This window comes from Tunicatimonas pelagia (assembly GCF_030506325.1).
GTDB classification, from domain to species: domain Bacteria; phylum Bacteroidota; class Bacteroidia; order Cytophagales; family Cyclobacteriaceae; genus Tunicatimonas; species Tunicatimonas pelagia.
Genome location: NZ_CP120683.1, coordinates 4,162,103 through 4,182,507, shown reverse-complemented (window position 1 = coordinate 4,182,507; position 20,405 = coordinate 4,162,103). Strand labels below are relative to the sequence as shown.

The following is a 20,405-nucleotide window of genomic DNA, read 5'->3' as shown; positions in this document are numbered from 1 at the left end:
GTACACTATGGACAAAGAGCGGATTAACAGCGGCGACATTATCGACGCCCAAGTACTTAAACGAATCTTCCGATACGTGCAGCCCTACATCGGACGATTTTACGGACTGGTATTTCTTACCATACTGATCGCGTTCCTATCTCCGGCGGTGCCTTTCTTTGTACAAAAAGCAATTGACGATTATATTTTGGTAGACGATTATCAGGGACTGGTGAATATGGTAACCTTGTTGATTGGGCTAATCGTAGTGCAGGGAATTGTGCAGTATCTTCATACCTACCTTTCGGGCTGGATTGGGCAAAGTGTGGTACGAGACATCCGAGTGAAACTGTATCGTCACTTGCTCAGTTTGCGTCTGCGGTTTTTTGATCGTACTCCTATCGGGAGGCTGGTTACCCGTAATATCTCCGATATTGAAACGCTCTCCGATATTTTTAGCCAAGGCGTAGCCGCCATTATTGGTGATATTCTTCAGATTGTGGTTATTCTAGGAGTGATGTTCTACATCGACTGGAAACTAACCCTAGTGAGTTTATCCACCTTACCTTTATTGATACTAAGCACTTACGTTTTTAAAGAAAAGGTGAAAGTCGCTTTCAATGAAGTACGCAACGCGGTTTCCAACCTAAACTCTTTTGTGCAAGAGCACATCACCGGGATGAGCATCGTCCAGATTTTCAGTAGCGAACAACGGGAATACGAACGCTTTCGCGAAATTAATGATGAACATAAGCAGGCTCACCTTCGGTCGGTAATGTATTACTCCATTTACTTTCCGGTGGCCGAAATTATTCAGGCAACGGGTATCGGTTTGTTGGTGTGGTACGGCGCACGCGGTGTGCTGCACGAAGAGGTAACCATTGGCGTACTGATTGCTTTTATCATGTACATTAACATGTTTTTCCGGCCTATCCGGCAAATTGCCGACCGATTTAATACGTTGCAATTAGGCATTGTGAGTTCGTCGCGTATTCTCAATTTGCTGGATAATACCGAACATATCGATGATAATGGGCATCAGACTAAAAATCATCTGGAAGGGCACGTACTCTTCAAAAATGTATGGTTCGCTTACAATGAGCGCGACTACGTGCTAAAGGATATTAATTTTGAGGTGAAACCCGGAGAAACCCTGGCGTTAGTGGGAGCTACCGGAGCGGGCAAATCCTCTATTATCAACTTGCTAAGCCGGTTCTACGACATTAAGCGAGGTGCAATTCTAATTGATGGTACCGAAGTGAAAGACTACGACCTAAGTGTATTACGTCGCCACATCGGCGTAGTGCTTCAGGATGTGTTTCTGTTTTCCGATACCATTGAGAAGAATATCACGCTTGGCAATGCCGATATTAGCTACGAAAAAGTACTTGAAGCGGCTGAACTGGTGGGAGCGCGCAAGTTCATCGAGCGTTTGCCGGGTGGATTTGACTATAATGTACAAGAGCGCGGAGCAACCCTATCAGTAGGGCAGCGGCAACTAATTTCCTTTGTACGAGCAATGGTGTATAACCCGGAAATTATTATTCTGGACGAAGCCACCTCCTCGGTAGATACCGAAACCGAAGAGCTTATTCAGGAAGCCATTACCCGACTAATGAAGGGACGAACCGCTATTGTTATTGCTCACCGCTTATCTACCATTCAGAATGCCGATCAAATTTTGGTGTTAGATCACGGAGAAATTAAGGAGCGAGGTACGCACGATGAGTTACTAACGCTCAATGGCTACTATACTCAGCTTCATAAAATGCAGTATAAAGAAGTTTTGTAGTTGCGAATTTCTAACGGATTGCGTCTTCCAGTTTACAAAGTAGGTTAATTGTTAGCAGTTAGTGAGGGTTGCAGTGGCGGTTATCATTTTTTTGATGCATGGTTTATTCTTATCAAGAGAAAGATGTTGGGGCTTTTTTTGCCTTAAGTACTGATTACACCAATGAGCGTGAACAGTTTCAGCACCAGCCAAGCTTAATCAGTATTCATTGGAACAAAGGTGCCCAACCCGTTTCGCTTAACGTCGATGGAATAGATTTCCAGCTTCAGCCCCACGAGATTACGACTACTACCTTTTTGCAGCATCTAGATTTTCCTCATTCATCGTCCCACTTGGCCACGTTTACTTTCAATCGGGAATTTTACTGTATTAATGACCACGACCACGAAACGTCCTGCAATGGCGTTATCTTCTTCGGTAATCAGCAACCTCCTATTACTACCATTAGCCAAGAGGAACAGAAAAAGTTTGATATGCTGTACGACGTGTTTCTGGAAGAGTGCCGAACCCAAGACACCATTCAGGGAGAAATGCTACGCATACTGCTGAAAAGACTGATTATCAAAATCACTCGCTTAACCAAAGATCAGTCGCCCTACCCCGACCTACCGGAAGGACAACGAGACACCATCCGTAAATTCAACGTGCTGGTGGATATACATTATAAAGAGAAGCGGTCGGTGCAAGATTACGCCGATCTGCTCTTTAGATCTCCCAAAACCCTGTCCAACCTTTTTGCCAAATACCAGCAAAAATCACCTCTGCAAATTATCCACGAGCGAATTGTGCTGGAGGCAAAAAGGCAACTACTCTACACCAGTAAGAGCACTAAAGAAATTGCCCACGAGCTAGGTTTCAACGATGTAGGTTCGCTGCATCGCCTCTTCAAACGAGTGGTAGGTCAAACCCCGCAGCAGTTTAAAAGCACCCAAAATTAGAGATTCACTGCTCAATAAAGGTAAAATCGCCAATACAACGGGAAGAATTGTCAATTACTTACGGGTAACCCGTCCGTAAAACCTATTGTATTTAAAATTTTTACAAAACGATTTTACACTTTTAAAACAAATAAAATTATGTCAGTTACATTTGAAGTTCCTACTCGCGAACAAGTATCAGAAAATAACCAAGCCATCTTTGATCAACTAGAAAAAGGCCTAGGCTTTGTTCCCAACTTATACGCTGCTTACGCATACAATGACACTGCCCTAGGCGATTATCTAGCTTTTCAAAACCGTAAAAGTACCCTGAAAGCAAAAGAGCGAGAAGTAATTAACCTAGTTGTTTCTCAAGTGAACGAATGCCGGTACTGCTTAGCTGCCCACACTGCTTTAGGAAAAATGAACGGTTTTACTGATGAGCAAATCTTGGAAATCAGAAGCGGAGAAGCCTCGTTTGACGAGAAAATAGATGCCTTAGCAAAATTTGTGAAAGACATTACCATTAACCGAAGCATACCTAGTACCGAAGCTCTAGATAATTTCTTCGCCGCTGGTTATACCAAAGCCAACCTAATTGATGTGATCGTAGTAATTGGTGATAAAATCATCAGTAACTTCATTCACGGAGCCACGCAAGTTCCAGTAGATTTTCCGGCTGCCCCTGTTTTAGAAGCAGTTGCCGCCATCTAATATTTTAACCTATTCTTATCCCATTCTCGAACTATACAAAAGATAAAAAAATGAAGAAAGTACTATTCATATTCGCCTTAGTAGCTGGAGGATTATTTAGCCAAAGCCTTCAAGCCCAAGAAGTAGTTAAACTAGATCAAACTACGGGTGAGTTCACTCAGCAAGAGCTTAATTTGAAAGCAGGAGAAACTTACGTTTTTGAAGTAACCAATAGTGGAGTAGACCACGAAGTAGGATTCGTAATTGCCCCCAAAGGAAAAACCGACCAAAAGCATCACATTCCGGAAGCTTATTTGTCCAAAACCATTACTAACGGTGAAACAGCAGCTTCTCAAGAAGTGACTCTAGAAGAAGGGGAATATGTATATTTCTGCCCTCTAAACCCAACTCCTCAGTACACTCTGACTGTGGAGTAAGAACTCTTTGAGATAAGGCTTAATAAGTAAGCCCTGGGTGTTGAGCTTACGCTTAGCGTTCAGGGCTTATTTATTCTATTTTCACCATGACCTTTTGCGAAAATAATTTGTGCAAAATTTCTCGTCACTATAGTGCGTTGGCTGGAAAGTTCAGCGGGGTGTGCGTTAGCTTTGTGCGAGGAAGCTTGGAACTTTCTTGACTTTTTTGGCGGTCGCCGCGCGATTCGTTTTTGTGTCAAGACGGGGTCTCCCAGACAAAAATGAACAGGCAAAGATACACATTTTATCGGCACGAGTCCTTTATGAAGAAGTCCTGTCATTACAGTGAGTTGACTCTACGATTTACAACTTAATCGTCTGCTGAGCTTGGGCATCTACTACGGCAATCGCTACCATGTTGATAATCTCGCGCACAGTACTACCTTGTTGTAGTACATGTACTGGTTTATTCATCCCTAGTAGAATGGGGCCGATAGCTTCGGCACTGCCAATTTCCATCAGTAGTTTGTAGGCAATATTTCCGGAAGTTAAATCTGGGAAGATCAGGGTATTAGCTCCTTGCTCAGCGAGTCGGCTAAACGGGTAGCTTTGCTGCTGTAACTCTACGTTGAGTGCCGTGTTTGCTTGAATATCTCCATCAATAATTAGGTCAGGCCAGCGTTTTTGAGCTAAAGCTACCGCCCGAGCAGTCTTTTCTGGCACTTCTCCTTTGCTAGAACCAAAGTTAGAATACGAAAGCACTGCCACCCGGGGAGTGATACCAAATGATCTTACCGAAGAAGCGGTCAGCCCAATAATATCCACTAATTCCTCAACAGTAGGATTTACGTTTACGGTAGTATCAGCGAAAAAGAAGGGGCCTTTTTTATTTAGAACAATGTACATCCCGGCCACCCGTTTCACTTCGCTACTCATGCCGATTACTTGCAAAGCCGGACGAACGGTTTTCGGGTAGTCGCTGGTAAGACCGGAGAGGAAGGCATCGGCATCGCCACTTTCCACCATTGCGGTACCGTAATAATTACGCGAGCGCATCACATTACGGGCTTCTTGCCGGGTAACTCCTTTGCGTTTCCGCTTTTCGTACAGCTTATCGCCATATGTTTCCCGATGTTCTTGCTCTACGTAGGGATCAATAATTTTGCAAGCAGAAAGCTCCAGTTGATGCTCTTCAACCAGTGCTTCTATTTTTTGACGATTTCCGAGCAAAATAGGAATAGCAATCTGTTCATCGTAAAGAATCTGAGCGGCTTTTAGAATTTTTACGTTCTCAGTCTCCGCAAACACTACCCGCTTGGGTTCTTTCTTCGCTTTAGAAATAATCTGTGACATCAATTTCTGGTCAATCCCCAGACGTTGCTGTAGCTCTATATCGTATTGCTCCCAGTTATCAATGGTAGTGCGGGCTACCCCGGTTTCCATCGCTGCCTTAGCTACGGCGGGTGAGATACTGGTGATTAGGCGGGGGTCAAGCGGTTTAGGAATGAGATATTCCTTTCCAAAAATAATTTTATCGCTGCTGTAAGCCTTGTTGACAATTTCGGGCGTAGGTTCTTTCGCTAGTTTCGCCAGAGCTTTCACCGCCGCCATTTTCATTTCTTCGTTAATAGCTGTCGCCCGCACATCCAACGCTCCCCGAAAAATGTAAGGAAAACCCAAAACGTTGTTCACTTGGTTAGGATGATCCGACCGTCCGGTCGCCATAATAATATCATCTCGGCTTTGGGTAGCCAGATCGTAGCTAATCTCCGGGTCAGGATTTGCCAGAGCGAAGACAATCGGTCGTTCTGCCATTGATTTAATCATCTCGGGCGAAACAATATTTCCGGCAGAAAGCCCTAAAAACATATCTGCCCCTTGCATAGCTTCGGCTAACGTCCGTACACTTCGATTGGTAGCAAAATATGATCGAATTTCATCCAAGTCTTCCCGCCCTTGATACAGCACTCCGTCAATATCACACATCACAATATTCTCCCGGCGGGCTCCCAGTTCCTCGTAGAGCTTGATGCAGGCCATCGCTGAGGCTCCCGCTCCACTCACCACAATCTGAATATCCTCGATATTCTTCCCGACCAATTCCAACGCATTGAGCAAGGCAGCACTAGAGATGATCGCCGTACCGTGCTGGTCGTCGTGCATCACCGGGATGTTCATCGTTTCCCGTAGCCGCTGCTCAATCTCAAAGCACTCCGGGGCTTTAATATCTTCTAAGTTGATTCCGCCAAAAGTAGGTTCTAGTGATTTCACGATCTGAACAAAGGCATCGGGGTCTTTAACATCCACTTCCAGATCAAATACATCGATACCCGCAAATTTTTTGAAGAGCACCCCTTTTCCCTCCATCACGGGTTTAGAGGCCTCGGGCCCAATATCACCTAAACCTAGTACGGCAGTTCCATTAGAGATTACCCCTACCAGATTGCCTTTAGCAGTATATTTATAAACATCGTCCGGGCGTTCAGCAATCTCTCGGCAAGGCTCGGCTACTCCGGGTGAATAGGCCAATGCCAGATCAATTTGAGAACTTAGTAATTTAGTGGGAACGACTTCAATTTTACCGGGCTGGTCTTGGGTATGGTAATTTAGGGCATCTTCACGCCGGATTTTGATGGTGCGAAACTGCTGCACCTTATGTTCTTCCATGCTGAGTTATGTTGTTTCAGCAAAAGTAGTAAAATCGCCCCAGATGCCAAGCCTTAGTTATATCGGGGGAAGATCAGGTTTTGCGGGGTAGATTCAGCGTAAAGTTTGAAATAGTATCGATGTAAGAACTCTTTCAATTTTAGCTAGCTGTTCATCAGGAAATTACGAATCTTGCTTTATGGTTAATTATCATCTCTAGAAAGCAACAACTGTCATCCCGACAAGCAACTTTATGCAATGGACTGAAGAACAAATTCTGGAACTCGCTCCCGATGCCGCTTCGGTTAAAGCCGGAAAGAAGCAGGCCAACCCTAGTAAGTGGCCCCGGTTGGGTGCTTCTGAAACCAGTCTTTGGGGTGAAGTGCAAGGAAGCGGCAGTACACCCTATCAGGTACGAATTGATCTTCGTCAGATTGGTTATAAGTGTTCTTGCCCTAGCCGTAAGTTTCCCTGCAAACACGCTATTGGATTGCTATTGCTTCGGGCCCGTAGTGCTGACGCTTTTACCGAAACCACTCCGCCCGACTGGGTAGATGACTGGCTAAATCAGCGAGAGAAGCGGGAAGAAAGAAAAGCCAATCCGAAACCGGTGGATGAAAAAGCCCGGCAAAAACGGGTCGTCAGCCGGATGAAGAAGATTGAGGGCGGAGTTGAGGAACTACAGCTTTGGTTAAAAGACTTAGTACGCGATGGATTGGCTACACTTCCTACCCGCGATCGGGCGTTTTGGAAAAATACCTCCGCCCGCATGGTAGACGCTCAAGCTCCGGGGTTGGCTAACTTCGTCCGAAGAATGGGTGAGATTAACTATCACGCAGCGGGTTGGGAGTACACGGCTTGGGAAACCCTAACCCAAATGTACTTGGTCACCGAAGGCTTTAAGTATTGGGATTCGTTGGATACAGGAGTACAGGAAGATGTGAAGACCGCTTTGGGCTGGTCGTATACCAAAGATGAGCTGAATCGGCAGGTTGGCATAGAAGACATCTGGCAGGTGCTGGGTAAACAGGAATTTCAGGAAGAGCGACTAACTACCATTCGGTACTGGCTCAAGGGAAAAATCAGTCACCGCTACGCGCTTATTCTTCAGTTTATCGCGCCCGGACAGCCTCGTGATACTAGTTTGCTCCCCGCTACGCAGTTAGAAGCTACGTTGACTTTTTATCCCGGTAACTATCCTTTGCGGGCTATTGTAAAGGAGATTCGCCAAACACAGCCCATGAGCCAACCTGCGGGTTATGCTACCTTAGCCGAATTTGAAGCAGGCTACGCTCAGGTAGTCTCATTTGACCTTCAGACCAATCAACTTCCGGTAATATTGAGTGCGGTTACACCTCACTGGATTTCAGAAAAGTTGTTACTAACCGACTCAACAGGCAAAGCCGTGACAGTTCGGGTAGCGGAAGAGGGGCGATGGAAAATGCTAGCCCTTAGCGGTGGTCAGCCTGTCACCGTAACAGGAATCGTAGAAAACCGAGTGTTGCATCCGCTTGGGGTATGGACTTTCTCAGAATACCATTTGCTGTAATATGAATGCTATTGACGAGATACTAAAAGCAGCTCTGCTCGGCACGGATAAAACACCGCCACAATCCGTAACCGCTAATTTACCGCAAGCGGTTCAGCAGGAGTTAGCCCAGCTATCAAGTGAGGATGATGAAACGAGCTTTCTCCAGCTTTCAGCATTCATGCTTTCCTACTATCGGGCTGGTCAGGAGTTTCCTGTTCTGGATGTTGATACAGCAAACAAAAATAGTTCAGATGAATCTGAGAATGAAAACTTTCCTCCTACCGCAGCGAACCGTTTGTTAGGAGTACTGATTAGTGAAAACCGTTATTCTTTACTACTCGTTTGGTTGACCCACTGTGCAGAGAAATCATACAAAATTGCCCCTCAGTACTTGCCTCAGTTACTAAAACTAGGTGAGGAAGACGTAGCCTTACAACAGCAACTAGTAAAGGTAATGGGCGAGCGAGGCCACTGGCTAGCCAACCTGAACGATGACTGGCAGATACTTCGTCAATCCACTCGGGAGATTTGGGAAACGGGTACCAGTCGCCAACGAAAACAGCTATTTCAGTATCTGCTACGACATAATCGCTCTAAGGCTACGGAGCTGATGCAAAGTACCTGGAAGGAAGAGAATGCCGCTGATCGATTTAACTTTCTCAGTGCCTGGAGTAACCCGCAGTCAGCCGAAGAACTGGTATTCCTAGAAACGATGTTGCAGGATAAAAGCAAGAAAGTAGCCGCGTTGGCTCAGCAGCTTTTACTAAGGCAACCCGAGAGTACACTGACCCAGCAATTTCATCAGCAATGCAGTCAGTTGCTAACGTTAAAGAAAGGAGGTATGCTGGGAATGGGTTCAACTAAAATTGAAATCAATACTAATGTAGACCTCGGCGTTTGGATAAAAAAACTCAGCTTAGAGCCCGAAAGTTTGGACAAAAACTTTTCCGATCAGGAATATCAAACCTTCCAAGTACTTTCACTCATCAATCCAACAGTTTGGGAAGAGCAACTAAGCTTGTCACCTGAAAAAATACTAAAGCCGTTCATTACCGATAAATCCCTGCAAAAATACCTACCCACTTGGGCCACCGCGATTGACTTTCACCAAAATAGTGGCTGGACTGACGCCTGGCTAGACTTCGTTCTTGCCTCGAACGCAACTAGAGTGTTGCTCGAGAACACCGCTTCAGTATTGCCCGGAGCTTTGCCGGAGACACTCACTCGCTTGTTCAATCATAAACGAGCCGATGCCATCCTGAGCGCAAATAACATTATCCCGCTGTTGGATAAGCTGCGTTTTCCGTGGTCATTAGAGTTTTCTAAAGCAGCCATGAAACTGCTGTACCGCAACTTTGCCCAGCGCGGTGTGTACCACTACGAAACAGAAGCATTTATGCGGCTAGCTGAATGTATGCCCACTGAAATCTTAGCGCAGCAGGAAGAATTTCTTCCTCCCAAAAATGAAAAACGCGATACCTGGCGAACCATACTGCGAGATTTATTTAGAACGATTGAACTAAAAACCAAGATACCATCATCATTTGACGAATAACCAATACGGATATGGCAGAATTATTACGGCAACATGCCGAGCAACTATTTGCAGAAGAACTAGAGGCGCTAAAGAAAGCTGATTCTCATTCGGCACCTCCCCGGTGGAACATGTCGCCCTGGGCAGTGGTAACCTACTTGGTAGGTGGAAAACTAAAAAATGGCTTTGAAGTAACTCCCAAATACATCGGTAATAAGCGACTGATGGAAATTGCCGTTGCTACCCTCACTACCGACCGGGCGTTGCTACTGTACGGTTTGCCGGGTACCGCTAAGTCTTGGGTAGCTGAGCATCTGGCCGCCGCCGTTAGTGGCGATTCAACTTTACTGATTCAGGGCACGGCGGGTACTAGCGAAGAAGCGATTCGCTACGGCTGGAACTACGCCAAGCTACTAGCGGAAGGTCCCTCGGCCGATGCACTAGTAGAAACTCCCATGATGCGGGCGATGCAGGACGGAAAAATCGCCCGAGTAGAGGAGCTTACCCGTATTACTGCCGATGTACAGGACACGCTAATTACCATTCTTTCGGAGAAAACCATGCCAGTTCCGGAATTGAATACCGAAGTGCAAGCAGTGAGCGGATTCAATGTAATTGCTACGGCCAACAATCGCGATAAGGGAGTGAATGAGCTTTCGGGAGCGTTGAAAAGGCGATTCAATACCGTGATTCTACCTACTCCGAGCAGCATGGACGAAGAAATTGATATTGTACGTCGCCGGGTAGAAAGTGTCAGTAAAGCACTACAGTTACCCGCTGAGGTACCAGCTCTGGAAGAAATCAAACGAATTGTGACCATCTTCCGGGAGCTGCGCTCGGGTATGACCGAAGACGGAAAAACTAAGCTAAAAAGCCCTACTGGAACCCTCAGCACAGCCGAGGCCATTTCGGTAGTGAACAGTGGCATGGCGCTTTCTGGTCACTTTGGTGACGGGCAGTTGAGTGCCGAAGATATTGCCTCTGGTTTAGTGGGAGCTGTGGTGAAAGATCCGGTTCAGGATAAAGTCGTCTGGCAAGAGTATCTGGAAACGGTAGTGAAGACCCGCGACGGCTGGAAAGATATGTACCGAGCTTGCCGGGAACTAGTTTAACCAATTCACTATGTCCGTACACGTTTTAGGTATTCGGCATCACGGACCGGGTTCAGCCCGTAGCCTACAAGCGGCTCTGGAGCAACTCAAGCCCGATGTGCTGCTGGTAGAAGGGCCACCGGAGGCCGATGGTATTCTCTCCTACGTACAAAATCCCGATATTAAGCCACCCGTAGCCATATTAGCCTATCGCACCGATCAACCTCAGCAGGCTTCCTTTTATCCGTTTGCGGATTTTTCTCCCGAATGGCAGGCAATTCAGTACGGTCTGAAAAACAGTATTCCGGTGCAGTTTATGGACTTACCACTGGCACACCGCTTCGCTACTCCCGAAGAATCGGAAGAAAAAGATAGTAAGCCAGAAAAGGCAAAAACCAATGTGGCGGAATACCCGCTTACCCATCTGGCACGAGCTGCCGGATTTGCGGATACCGAACTGTGGTGGGAGCATCAGTTTGAATTACGCCTAAACCATGAAGATAGCTTCGCCGCCATTCTGGAAGGTATGACTGCTCTACGAGATACGCTGGATTTACCCGAAGATCGGGAGAACGACTTGCGGGAAGCCTACATGCGTAAAATTCTGCACGAAGCAGAGAAAAATCATGAAACCATAGCCGTGGTTTGCGGTGCCTGGCATGCCCCGGCTTTAGTAAATCGTCCTCCTAAAAAAGAGGATAACTTTCTTCTGAAAGGACTACCCAAATGCAAAATAGAAACTACCTGGATTCCCTGGACGTATCGTCGCTTGACGTTTGCCAGTGGCTACGGAGCTGGAGTGATGTCACCCGGTTGGTACCACCATATCTGGCAGGCTAAGCCCGACGAGCGAGGCTACGGCTGGATGACCCAGGTAGCTTGCGTATTTCGTCATCACCAAATGGATACTTCCACCGCCCACGTGATTGAAGCCATCCGACTGGCTGACACCCTAGCCGCCCTCAGAGACTTGGCTCGACCTGGTTTGGCCGAGTACAACGAAGCAACCAATACCGTACTATCTTTTGGTGATGATAGCCTGCTAGATTTGGTACAGGAAGCTCTGATCGTAGGGCAGCGAATGGGCGAAGTGCCCAGCGAAGTACCCGCCGTTCCGCTTCAGTCGGATGTGCTACAGCATCAGAAAAAGCTCCGCCTAAAACCCAGCGACGAGCGCAAAGCCTTAACGTTGGATTTACGGAAAGATTTGGATCGGGAAAGAAGCCAGTTTCTCCATCGCTTGTACGTATTAGGCATTAACTGGGGCACCCCAGCCCACGTATCGGGCAAGGGAACCTTTAAGGAACAGTGGAATTTATACTGGGAGCCGGAGATTGCCATTCGGATTATAGAAAAAGGCATTTGGGGTAATACCGTGGCAACTGCGGCTTCGGCTTACATCAGGCAGCAATTGACTCAAGTCTCGGCCTTACGCGAGGTAGCCCAATTACTGGAGCAGACCCTACCTGCCAACTTACCGACGGCTCTGACTGACTTGCTACAGAAGCTGGATGAATTGGCGGCTCTTTCAGGCGATATTTTCCAACTTATGCAGGCTCTACCGCCGTTGGCCAATATCAGTCGCTACGGCGATGTCCGTCAGACCGACACCGCCATGATTAATCATGTGCTAGATAGCTTAGTTTCTCGAATCAGTATTGGTTTGCCCAATGCTTGTACTTCATTGAACGAGGATAGTGCTGCGGAAGCCTTTGACAGAATTCAGGAAATGGACAGTGCATTACGAATTCTTCAACGGGATGATTATACCCAGCTCTGGCATCAGGCGTTGGTAAGCCTGGCTGACCACTCGCAGATCAACGGAATTATAGCGGGTAAAGCCTGCCGGATTTTATCGGAAAGCAGTATCTGGAACGATGACATCATTACCCAGAAATTTTCCTTAGCCCTTTCGTCGGCTCAATCAACAAGTTACTCTGCTGCCTGGCTGGAAGGTTTTCTTCAGGGAAGCGGCATGGTGCTAATTCTGGATGAAACCCTGTGGGGATTACTTGATCAGTGGGTAGCTCAGTTAGACGAAGAAATATTGGTGCAGATACTTCCGGTACTGCGCCGCAGCTTTGCTACTTTCTCCAAACCCGAACGACGAAAACTGGGAGAGAAAGCCAAAAATGGCAAACAGTCGGTTTCGGTAGCCGCGGGCGTATCTCCGGATACCGGATTCAATCACGAGCGAGCCGCCACGGCTTTACCGCTAGTGAAGCAATTGTTAGGTCTAAAAACTGCAACGAATGAATAGTGAACAGTTAAGACGATGGCGATTAATTCTGGGGGAAGGCGAAGCGGACGGCACCGGAGTGAGCTTGAGCGGATCCGACCAGATTATAGATCAATCGCTGACGGCACTTTATGATGGTGAACGAGGCAGTGGATTAGGACCTAGTTCGCCTAACGTAGCCCGCTGGCTGGGGGATATTCGGACCTACTTTCCCAGTTCGGTGGTGCAAGTGATGCAGCAAGACGCCTTCAAACGGCTTAACCTCACTTCCATGCTCACCGAGCCGGAAATGCTGCAAGCAGTGGAACCCGATGTGCAACTCGTCGCCAACCTGATGACCTTATCACGGGTGATTCCTGATAAGACCAAAGATACTGCCCGCGAAGTGGTACAAAAGGTAGTCGATGCACTGATGAAGAAACTCACCCAGCCTATGCAGCAGGCCGTTACCGGAAGCTTGAACCGCTCGGTGAGAAACAAACGCCCGAGACATAACGAAATCAACTGGCATGCGACTATTCTGCGTAACCTCAAGCACTACCAGGCCGAATACAAAACCATTATTCCCGAGACCCGGATTGGTTACGGGCGCAAACGCAGTGCGCTGAAGGACATTATTCTGTGCGTAGATCAGAGCGGATCGATGGGTACATCAGTAGTGTATTCCGGCATTTTTGGGGCGGTGATGGCTTCCATTCCGGCGGTAAACACTCGCATGGTGGTATTTGACACCTCGGTAGCCGATTTGACCGAAGACTTACAAGACCCGGTTGATTTGTTATTTGGAGTGCAGCTGGGCGGAGGAACCGATATTGAGCGAGCCCTTCGCTACTGCCAACAGTCCGTCACCCGTCCCAACGATACCGTGCTGGTACTCATCACCGACCTGTGCGAAGGTGGCAACGTAGCCGAAATGAAGAAGCGAATTCTTTCGCTGGTAGGTAGTGGAGTACAACTAGTCGTGTTGCTAGCGCTAAACGATGAAGGTAAACCCTACTTCGATCATGGTAACGCAGCTTTCTTAGCTGCAAACAACATTCCGGCTTTCGCCTGCACCCCCGATCTCTTCCCCGACCTGATGGCGAACGCCCTGCAAAAGCAAAACCTCTTTCAGTGGGCGGCGACCCACGACGTGGTAGTTGCTGGTAAATAAGCAATTAAATAGTTGTAGAGTGAGAAATATAATAATAGCTATAGCCATCCTCTTTGTCTCTTGTGCTACTCCTCAACAAGAAAAAGAAGAGATTATAGAAGAAGTAGCGTACACCAGATCTGATCTGAAAAGCAAATCACTTGATGAACTAAAGATTCTTAGAAATGAGATATTCGCCAAGCATGGTTATGTATTCAAGTCTGAAGATCTAGCCGAATACTTTAGCAAGTACGATTGGTATAAGCCAAAATATCAAAATGTAGATTCCTTATTAACTGCTGTCGAGCAGAAGAATATTAAACTAATTGTTGATCTAGAGAATAATCTTAAACGAAAGTCTCTCAGAATCGATCCACTCACTATTAATAGGTACGAAGACTTACTTGAAGGTGCCGATACAAGAAGCAAACAATTTATTGAGGAGCTCCTTCGAACCATTAGCAAATTTGAAGGAGAACCTATTGATACAACTATACTAGTCATCGGAGATATTGATGGTATTAGTGAGTCAGATACTATCTGTTCACGAGTGCATGTTCTTGATAATGATGTATTTGTAAGCTCTACATGGTCAAGAGAAGGAGAAGTATTATGGAAAGAAGAGTTGAAGAATCCTTTTTTATCACTCAGAGATGATGAAGAATTATTTGGCTACGAAAAGATGAGTCCCTGGGTGGTACTGACAATTGCTATTTTTCACGCACTACCCCAATTAAGTTCTCGGGATGATTACCCAGGAATCGACAGAAAAACCGCTATCAGCATGGGAATGATATCCTTCAAGGATGAAGGAATGAATATTAGCGAAGCTGAATATGCTAGCTATCTTGATAGTTTTGAGGGAGACATATTGGAACATGGTGATCCTGAGGCTCGTCATGGACTCATAATTTGGTACGAACCCAATAAACAGTTCGTGACATATTATGCACCTTAGCTTTATTTCAACGATAGATGAAACGACGATTTTTCATACTAGTCCTAATTCTATTAGCAAAAGGAAATATGAATGCTCTCTTTTTAACTTAGCTTCTCAGTCAAGCTGGCGTAGGTTTCTTCGGGGGACATTCCTTGATCTTGATTGATTTTGATGGTCTTTAAAATAGTGTCTACCGTATCGGGTGAGTAGCCGAGTTTCATCACAATGTTCTCGGTAATCCGCATTTCTTCAGGATGAATTACACCATCAGCCCGGATCATATTAATTAAATAGAAGAGCATGAAAAATCGCTCTTCGCGCTTGCGGGGCGGTTTGTACGCAAGGGTGTCCGGGTTGAAATTATCGCGGGTATCTTCAAGTTCTTCCTTGGTCATACCCAACTTTTTTCCCACCGAATAAATATACTCTACTTCTATCTTGTCTAAGCTTCCGTCGGCCCAAGCTATCCGAAATAATTGGTTAATATACTCTCGCTCCCGGTTCCGTCCCTGACGATTAAAAAAAGCATCCCATATTCCCATGTGTACCTAAGTTATTTTTTTTGAATGACAGAATGGGTGAGTATGCTCAATAATCAAGCCATCGAACTACACATTAAGGTACGATTTGCTACTTACTCCAACATGCGTAGTAGCGTAGATAAGCGGCTTTTCAGATTTCGGCGATCAACGATAAAATCCAGAAAACCGTGTTCCAACAGAAATTCCGAGCTCTGAAAGCCTTTAGGCAGAGTTTTACCAATGGTCTGCTCAATAACCCGTGGCCCGGCAAAGCCGATCAGCGCACCGGGTTCGGCAATATTAAAATCGCCCAGCATTGCGTAAGAAGCCGTAACTCCTCCGGTAGTGGGATCAGTCATCAGCGAAATATAGGGCACTTTTGCTTGGTCAAGCAGGGCTAGTTTAGCCGAGGTTTTAGCCATTTGCATAAGCGAGAAGCCTGCTTCCATCATTCGGGCACCGCCCGACTTAGAAATCATTAGAAACGGAACCTTATTCTCTAAGGAGTAGTCAATAGCCCGGGCAATTTTTTCACCTACTACTGAACCCATAGAACCGCCTACGAATGAAAAATCCATGCAAGCAATTACTAAAGGAATACCATGTAGTTTGCCATGCGCGGTACGAACTGCATCTTTGAGTTCAGTTTTTTTCTGAGCCGCTTTTATCCGATCCGGGTAAGGCTTGCTATCTACAAACATCAGCGGGTCACCTGACTCTAGCCCATTGTCCAGTTCAGTAAACTGGTTATCATCAAACAGCAGCTCGAAGTACTCTTTAGAGCCAATCCGCACGTGATAGCCGTCTTCGGGCACTACGTAAGCATTATTTTTCAGCTCGCGGGTATGAATGATCTTTCCACTGGGAGTTTTGAACCACAGCCCATCGGGGGCTTCTTTCTTTGCTTCAGTAGGTGTTTGAATCCCTTTATCTTTCCGTCGGAACCACGCCATATTAGTGGGATAAGTTGTGCTAGTTGGTAAACTTAAAGAAAACACGCGAAGTTAGAGAGAATTTTACATTTCTGAAAAAAACCGTTGAACAGGAAAGTTTTACTGCTGCTTTTTTAATTCAATTCTAGTTTCATCATTATGTCGGTCTGCTCCTCGTTCCCAAGTTTAAAAATATGGCTGTCGAATGCTACAAATCCATTTTTCTCATAAAACCGGATGGCTCTTGGGTTGTGCTCCCAAACTCCCAACCAAACGTAATCCACATTTTGTTTTCTGGCTAATTCAACTGCTTTTTTACAGAGAAGCTGCCCAACTTTTTTTCCTTGAAACTCTTTTAGTACGTAAATTCGCTCTATTTCAAGGGCATTTCCGTCTTTTATTTCGGTCTGCGATTGTCCAAGATTGATCTTCAAATAGCCAATTACTTTTCCGCCCAGTTTTGCAAAGTAGAATGCAGTATTTTTGTCAGTTAGTTCTGTCTCTAGCTTCTTTGTGGAGAATTGACTTTTCAAATATTCGGTCATATTCTCTTCACTGTTACCTGAAGAATAAGTCTCAGCAAAGGTTCGTTTTCCGATTTCCTGTAATTTGTCCATCTCATTTACACGTACTTTGTTTATTTGCATCAATCTTCTGGTATTGTTTTTAGCTTGCAGTTACTAGTATTCGGTACGAGCAGTAACAGGTTTTAGAATGATTACTTGCCTGTTACTACCAATTTTAGTGCGTATACTCATCCCAAATTTAATAGTAAGCCCGCCATTGATTACACACGGTGTTATCGTATTTTAATTTTTTCTTTGGGTTTTGTCCACAGTGGCCCAACCAGTATAAGAAGGAGGGCTATATTAGTTATTGCGTTGCTACTATCTCCTGAAAGGATGCACCCTACACTGTCAACCACAAACCAAGCGAATAAACTAAAGAGTACTGCTTTTCGTATTGTTTCAGGTTCTTTCTCGTAAATATCCGATAACAGCCAAATTAACATGGCCCATCCGAACAGTACTCCGCCTAAAATAGCTGACAGAAATACGGTTGTTTGAGCATCATAATTCTGAAGTCCATCAAACGGCCATGCAGACAGGTCTAACACCACTTCAATCGGTCTATGCAGAGCGTCAAGCGAACCAAGAAAAAAAAGTAAGGCGTAGGCGATAATAGCTACGGAAGAGATTTTTAGCCACAACTTATGGGTTTTTATTGTCATAACATTGATATTTTATTTTAAGCAAAGCTATCAATGAGATGATTAGGTTTTTAGTCGGTTGCGTACAATTGGCTCACAAGTTGTTTTGTTGCTTTCCCCAACTCTTTAAAATAGCTGGAAAGGTATTCGTAGTTCAGGTTATTTTCATTAATCCTCATATAAAAATCGTCGGTAGCAATCTTAAATAATCCGTCCAACTGATTTTGAGATAAATTATGATTGATGTCTTTGGCCCATAGCATCATTGAGTAATTTCCGAGTATACTGTTTGCCTTCACTAATGCTTTCTCTACTTGGCTGTTCTTACGATCAATCCTAAGCTGACGATGGAATAATAAATCAGTTTTATGCTCTAGAAGGATATTGATTAAATCTGGATAGATTTGAATGCAGCTTTTTTCCTTACTGGCCAAAATACCACAACATTCAAAATGATAGTCGAAAAGAATTTTAGTAAAACACTCAAGGTCAGCAAAGTGATGGTAAAAAGAAGATTTACTAACTCCAACAACCCTAGCAAGCTGTTCAACTTTTAGTCCATCTAAGCCATGAATAGAACAGATTTCGTAGCCAGTAGTGATCCATAAGTTCTGTTTTTTCATTATTCAACCTTTCTCCATTCCTTTTGGCTAATAAGTAATACTTCGGACTAGGCGGGGCACACTTCGTTCTGGAGTCTTTTTTATTCTACGAAATAAGCTGTTACTGAGTGCACTAGCTAGGACTTTTAAAAAAATCTCAAAAAAAATTCAACGCAGTGATGACATTTGGTGAAGTAGCCCTACTAACTAATAAACATTGCAAATCAGTAAGGAAATATTCGTTATCACCACCAAAGTAAGCAATAGAATATCTCATAGGTAAATAGATTCATAGGTACAGTAGGAAGGTAGAATTACGTCTCATACGCAGATAACCAATCTCTTTTGGAGGTTGGTTATTTTTTTTGCGGATCTTACCAATAGCCAGTAGCTTGCAAGAAAATTATTATCACAGCTTTTATTGTTAAAGAGTGGACCGCCCTGTCTTAATTGTAAAAATTGGCTCTAATGTAATTGCCCGGCCTAACGGTTCGTTAAACACATTTTTGCTACGTACCCTGGTGAAGCAGATGGCCGACCTACGCCAAAGTGGATACGATGTATTACTAGTCTCATCAGGGGCAGTTACTGCCGGACGGCAGCAGGTTACTGATGGACAAAAGACTGACCCGGTTACGCAACGTCAGGTATTAGCCGCAGTGGGGCAGGCGCAACTAATGCAGCTTTACCGAGATCTGTTCGGAGAGCACAACACTACCTGTGCTCAGATTTTGGTCACCAAAGAAGATTTTCGCAGCCGACGGCATTATCTGAATATTCGCAATTGTCTGGATGGCATTCTTCGTCATCAAGTACTGCCGATTGTCAACGAGAACGACGTGGTGTCGGTCACTGAGCTAATGTTTACCGATAATGATGAGCTAGCGGGGCTACTGGCTTCTATGATGGGTGCTCAGCGACTCATTATTTTAACGAATGTTGACGGCATCTATGATCGCCCGCCCAACCAAGTGGGTGCTAGGCTCATTACTGAAGTAGCCCCGCAACAACCACTCAATGCACTGATCTCAGCTGAAAAGTCAGATTTTGGGCGGGGTGGAATGCGTACTAAGAGTAGGATTGCCCGCAAACTGGCTGATCTGGGCATTGGGGTGTATATTGTGAACGGACAAGCCGAGAATGCGCTAGAAAAAGTAATCGAAGGGCAAAAGGTGGGAACACATTTTCTGCCCAATCGAAAAGTTTCTCCGGTAAAACGCTGGATCGGGCAAGCAGAGAACGCCCAGCAAGGCAGTGTTCACGTAAACGATGGGGCGTATCGCGCTCTTACCCAACAGGAGCAAGCAAATAGCCTGCTACTGGTAGGTGTTATTAAAATAGAGGGTGAATTCTCTAAGGGTGAAGTTGTGCAACTAAAGTACCAGGGAAATGTAATCGGGCTGGGGAAATCATATTATGCTTCTTCTCAGGCGCAAACCTTAGTAGGCCAATCTGATAAAAAGCCCATCATCCATTACGATCATTTATATCTTTCTGGCTTATAGTGGGTTATATACCTACCTACTCCCCAGTCTGTTGAAATACTTTCCCACCTTAGCGGGAAAAAGTAATGGTACATAACTAATAAGCTGCTGGCATAGTATTTTCAGGGTATGAAGTGAGCATTTTACTTTTTTTACTATAAAATATTTTTCAGAGATGAATAAATTTATCGCAATACTCGCTGTAGGAGCAGCTTTAAGTAGTTTACAACTAAACGCGCAGAATACTAAGACAGCTGAGGAACAGCCTGACCCCAGAGTGGAACAAGATATACTGAACGATCGCGCTCAACCTTCGGCTGATTATCAGCATAACCAGTACGGAACTTATCCGCAGGGCGACGCAGATTTGGAAATTATCCCTCAGACTAAAACGGAAATCAGCCCAGCTGATTTGCCCGAAAGTGTGCTCAGCAGTTTTGAAAATAGTGAATACAGTAATCAGGAAATTGTGGCAGTCTACGAAGTAAAAGATGATGCTTCAGCCATACAATCATTTTCTGACGAAGTTGTCGACCCTACGTATCATAATGATTTGAACGAGCGATCACGGGTAGAATCTGGCAACAGTGTTGGCGGGGAAAGCATAGAAAAGATAGTCTCTACAACTCAATATGAAATTGAAGTGAAAGACGAGAATACAAACATCACCCTAACCTATTCTGAAGAAGGTGAACTGAAGAATGCTTCAGAAGAATCTGATATGTAAATGATTTCAAATAGTGTTT

18 protein-coding genes are annotated in these 20,405 nt (G+C 45.1%); 12 read left to right on the top strand and 6 right to left on the bottom strand.

All coding sequences use genetic code 11. The features are described 5' to 3' along the window. The first annotated feature begins 7 nt into the window (after positions 1–7). From P0M28_RS17945 to P0M28_RS17930, 4 genes are all read left to right on the top strand, one after another. A complete protein-coding gene (locus P0M28_RS17945; RefSeq protein ID WP_302203995.1) occupies positions 8–1,771 on the top strand; it encodes an ABC transporter ATP-binding protein in 1,764 nt (587 codons plus the stop codon). A gap of 98 nt (positions 1,772–1,869) precedes the next feature. Beyond that, positions 1,870–2,709, top strand: a complete 840-nt coding sequence (locus P0M28_RS17940; protein ID WP_302203994.1) for a helix-turn-helix domain-containing protein — start codon at positions 1,870–1,872, stop codon at positions 2,707–2,709. Positions 2,710–2,847: 138 nt separating this feature from the next. Next, positions 2,848–3,402, top strand: a complete 555-nt coding sequence (locus tag P0M28_RS17935) for a carboxymuconolactone decarboxylase family protein (RefSeq protein ID WP_302203993.1) — start codon at positions 2,848–2,850, stop codon at positions 3,400–3,402. Positions 3,403–3,452: 50 nt separating this feature from the next. After that, on the top strand, positions 3,453–3,818 hold the full coding sequence (locus tag P0M28_RS17930) for a cupredoxin domain-containing protein (RefSeq protein WP_302203992.1): 366 nt from the start codon (positions 3,453–3,455) through the stop codon (positions 3,816–3,818). 342 nt (positions 3,819–4,160) lie between these two features. Here the strand turns inward: P0M28_RS17930 and P0M28_RS17925 are convergent, their stop codons facing one another. After that, on the bottom strand, positions 4,161–6,464 hold the full coding sequence (locus P0M28_RS17925; RefSeq protein WP_302203990.1) for an NADP-dependent malic enzyme: 2,304 nt from the start codon (positions 6,462–6,464) through the stop codon (positions 4,161–4,163). 232 nt (positions 6,465–6,696) lie between these two features. On the opposite strand from P0M28_RS17925, the gene P0M28_RS17920 reads away from it, so the two are divergent. From P0M28_RS17920 to P0M28_RS17895, 6 genes are read left to right on the top strand one after another with little or no spacing between them, the layout of a single operon-like run. Then, positions 6,697–7,992 carry an SWIM zinc finger family protein gene (locus P0M28_RS17920; RefSeq protein ID WP_302203988.1) on the top strand — a complete coding sequence of 432 codons (1,296 nt, stop codon included), beginning with the start codon at positions 6,697–6,699 and terminating at the stop codon, positions 7,990–7,992. Position 7,993: 1 nt separating this feature from the next. Then, positions 7,994–9,529, top strand: a complete 1,536-nt coding sequence (locus tag P0M28_RS17915) for a DUF5691 domain-containing protein (protein ID WP_302203986.1) — start codon at positions 7,994–7,996, stop codon at positions 9,527–9,529. 11 nt (positions 9,530–9,540) lie between these two features. Continuing rightward, positions 9,541–10,620, top strand: coding sequence for an ATP-binding protein (locus P0M28_RS17910; protein WP_302203985.1), 1,080 nt, complete (start codon positions 9,541–9,543; stop codon positions 10,618–10,620). Between the two features lie 10 nt (positions 10,621–10,630). Continuing rightward, the gene (locus P0M28_RS17905) at positions 10,631–12,859 is read left to right on the top strand and encodes a DUF5682 family protein (RefSeq protein WP_302203983.1); all 2,229 of its coding nucleotides are present in this window, start codon (positions 10,631–10,633) and stop codon (positions 12,857–12,859) included. Next, on the top strand, positions 12,852–13,991 hold the full coding sequence (locus P0M28_RS17900; RefSeq protein ID WP_302203982.1) for a vWA domain-containing protein: 1,140 nt from the start codon (positions 12,852–12,854) through the stop codon (positions 13,989–13,991). Before P0M28_RS17905 ends, P0M28_RS17900 begins: the two co-directional genes overlap by 8 nt. Before the next feature lie 19 nt (positions 13,992–14,010). After that, complete coding sequence (locus P0M28_RS17895) at positions 14,011–14,928, top strand: YARHG domain-containing protein (protein ID WP_302203980.1); 918 nt, start codon at positions 14,011–14,013, stop codon at positions 14,926–14,928. 83 nt (positions 14,929–15,011) lie between these two features. Here the strand turns inward: P0M28_RS17895 and P0M28_RS17890 are convergent, their stop codons facing one another. The 5 genes from P0M28_RS17890 to P0M28_RS17870 all read right to left on the bottom strand — a co-directional run bounded on the left by P0M28_RS17890 (position 15,012) and on the right by P0M28_RS17870 (position 18,196). Further along, positions 15,012–15,452: a tellurite resistance TerB family protein gene (locus P0M28_RS17890; RefSeq protein ID WP_302203979.1), complete on the bottom strand. Its 441-nt coding sequence runs from the start codon at positions 15,450–15,452 to the stop codon at positions 15,012–15,014. Positions 15,453–15,544: 92 nt separating this feature from the next. Next, positions 15,545–16,384 carry an acetyl-CoA carboxylase, carboxyltransferase subunit beta gene (gene accD, locus P0M28_RS17885; RefSeq protein ID WP_302203977.1) on the bottom strand — a complete coding sequence of 280 codons (840 nt, stop codon included), beginning with the start codon at positions 16,382–16,384 and terminating at the stop codon, positions 15,545–15,547. Positions 16,385–16,497: 113 nt separating this feature from the next. After that, complete coding sequence (locus P0M28_RS17880; protein ID WP_302203975.1) at positions 16,498–16,980, bottom strand: GNAT family N-acetyltransferase; 483 nt, start codon at positions 16,978–16,980, stop codon at positions 16,498–16,500. A gap of 182 nt (positions 16,981–17,162) precedes the next feature. After that, positions 17,163–17,594 carry a hypothetical protein gene (locus P0M28_RS17875; RefSeq protein WP_302203973.1) on the bottom strand — a complete coding sequence of 144 codons (432 nt, stop codon included), beginning with the start codon at positions 17,592–17,594 and terminating at the stop codon, positions 17,163–17,165. A gap of 50 nt (positions 17,595–17,644) precedes the next feature. Then, on the bottom strand, positions 17,645–18,196 hold the full coding sequence (locus tag P0M28_RS17870) for a TetR/AcrR family transcriptional regulator (RefSeq protein ID WP_302203972.1): 552 nt from the start codon (positions 18,194–18,196) through the stop codon (positions 17,645–17,647). A 410-nt stretch (positions 18,197–18,606) separates the two neighbouring features. Between P0M28_RS17870 and proB the strand changes: the two genes are divergently transcribed. Next, on the top strand, positions 18,607–19,680 hold the full coding sequence (gene proB / locus P0M28_RS17865; protein WP_302203970.1) for a glutamate 5-kinase: 1,074 nt from the start codon (positions 18,607–18,609) through the stop codon (positions 19,678–19,680). Positions 19,681–19,834: 154 nt separating this feature from the next. Next, positions 19,835–20,386 (top strand): hypothetical protein, encoded by a 552-nt coding sequence (locus tag P0M28_RS17860; protein ID WP_302203969.1) that lies wholly within the window; start codon positions 19,835–19,837, stop codon positions 20,384–20,386. Positions 20,387–20,405 lie beyond the last annotated feature (19 nt).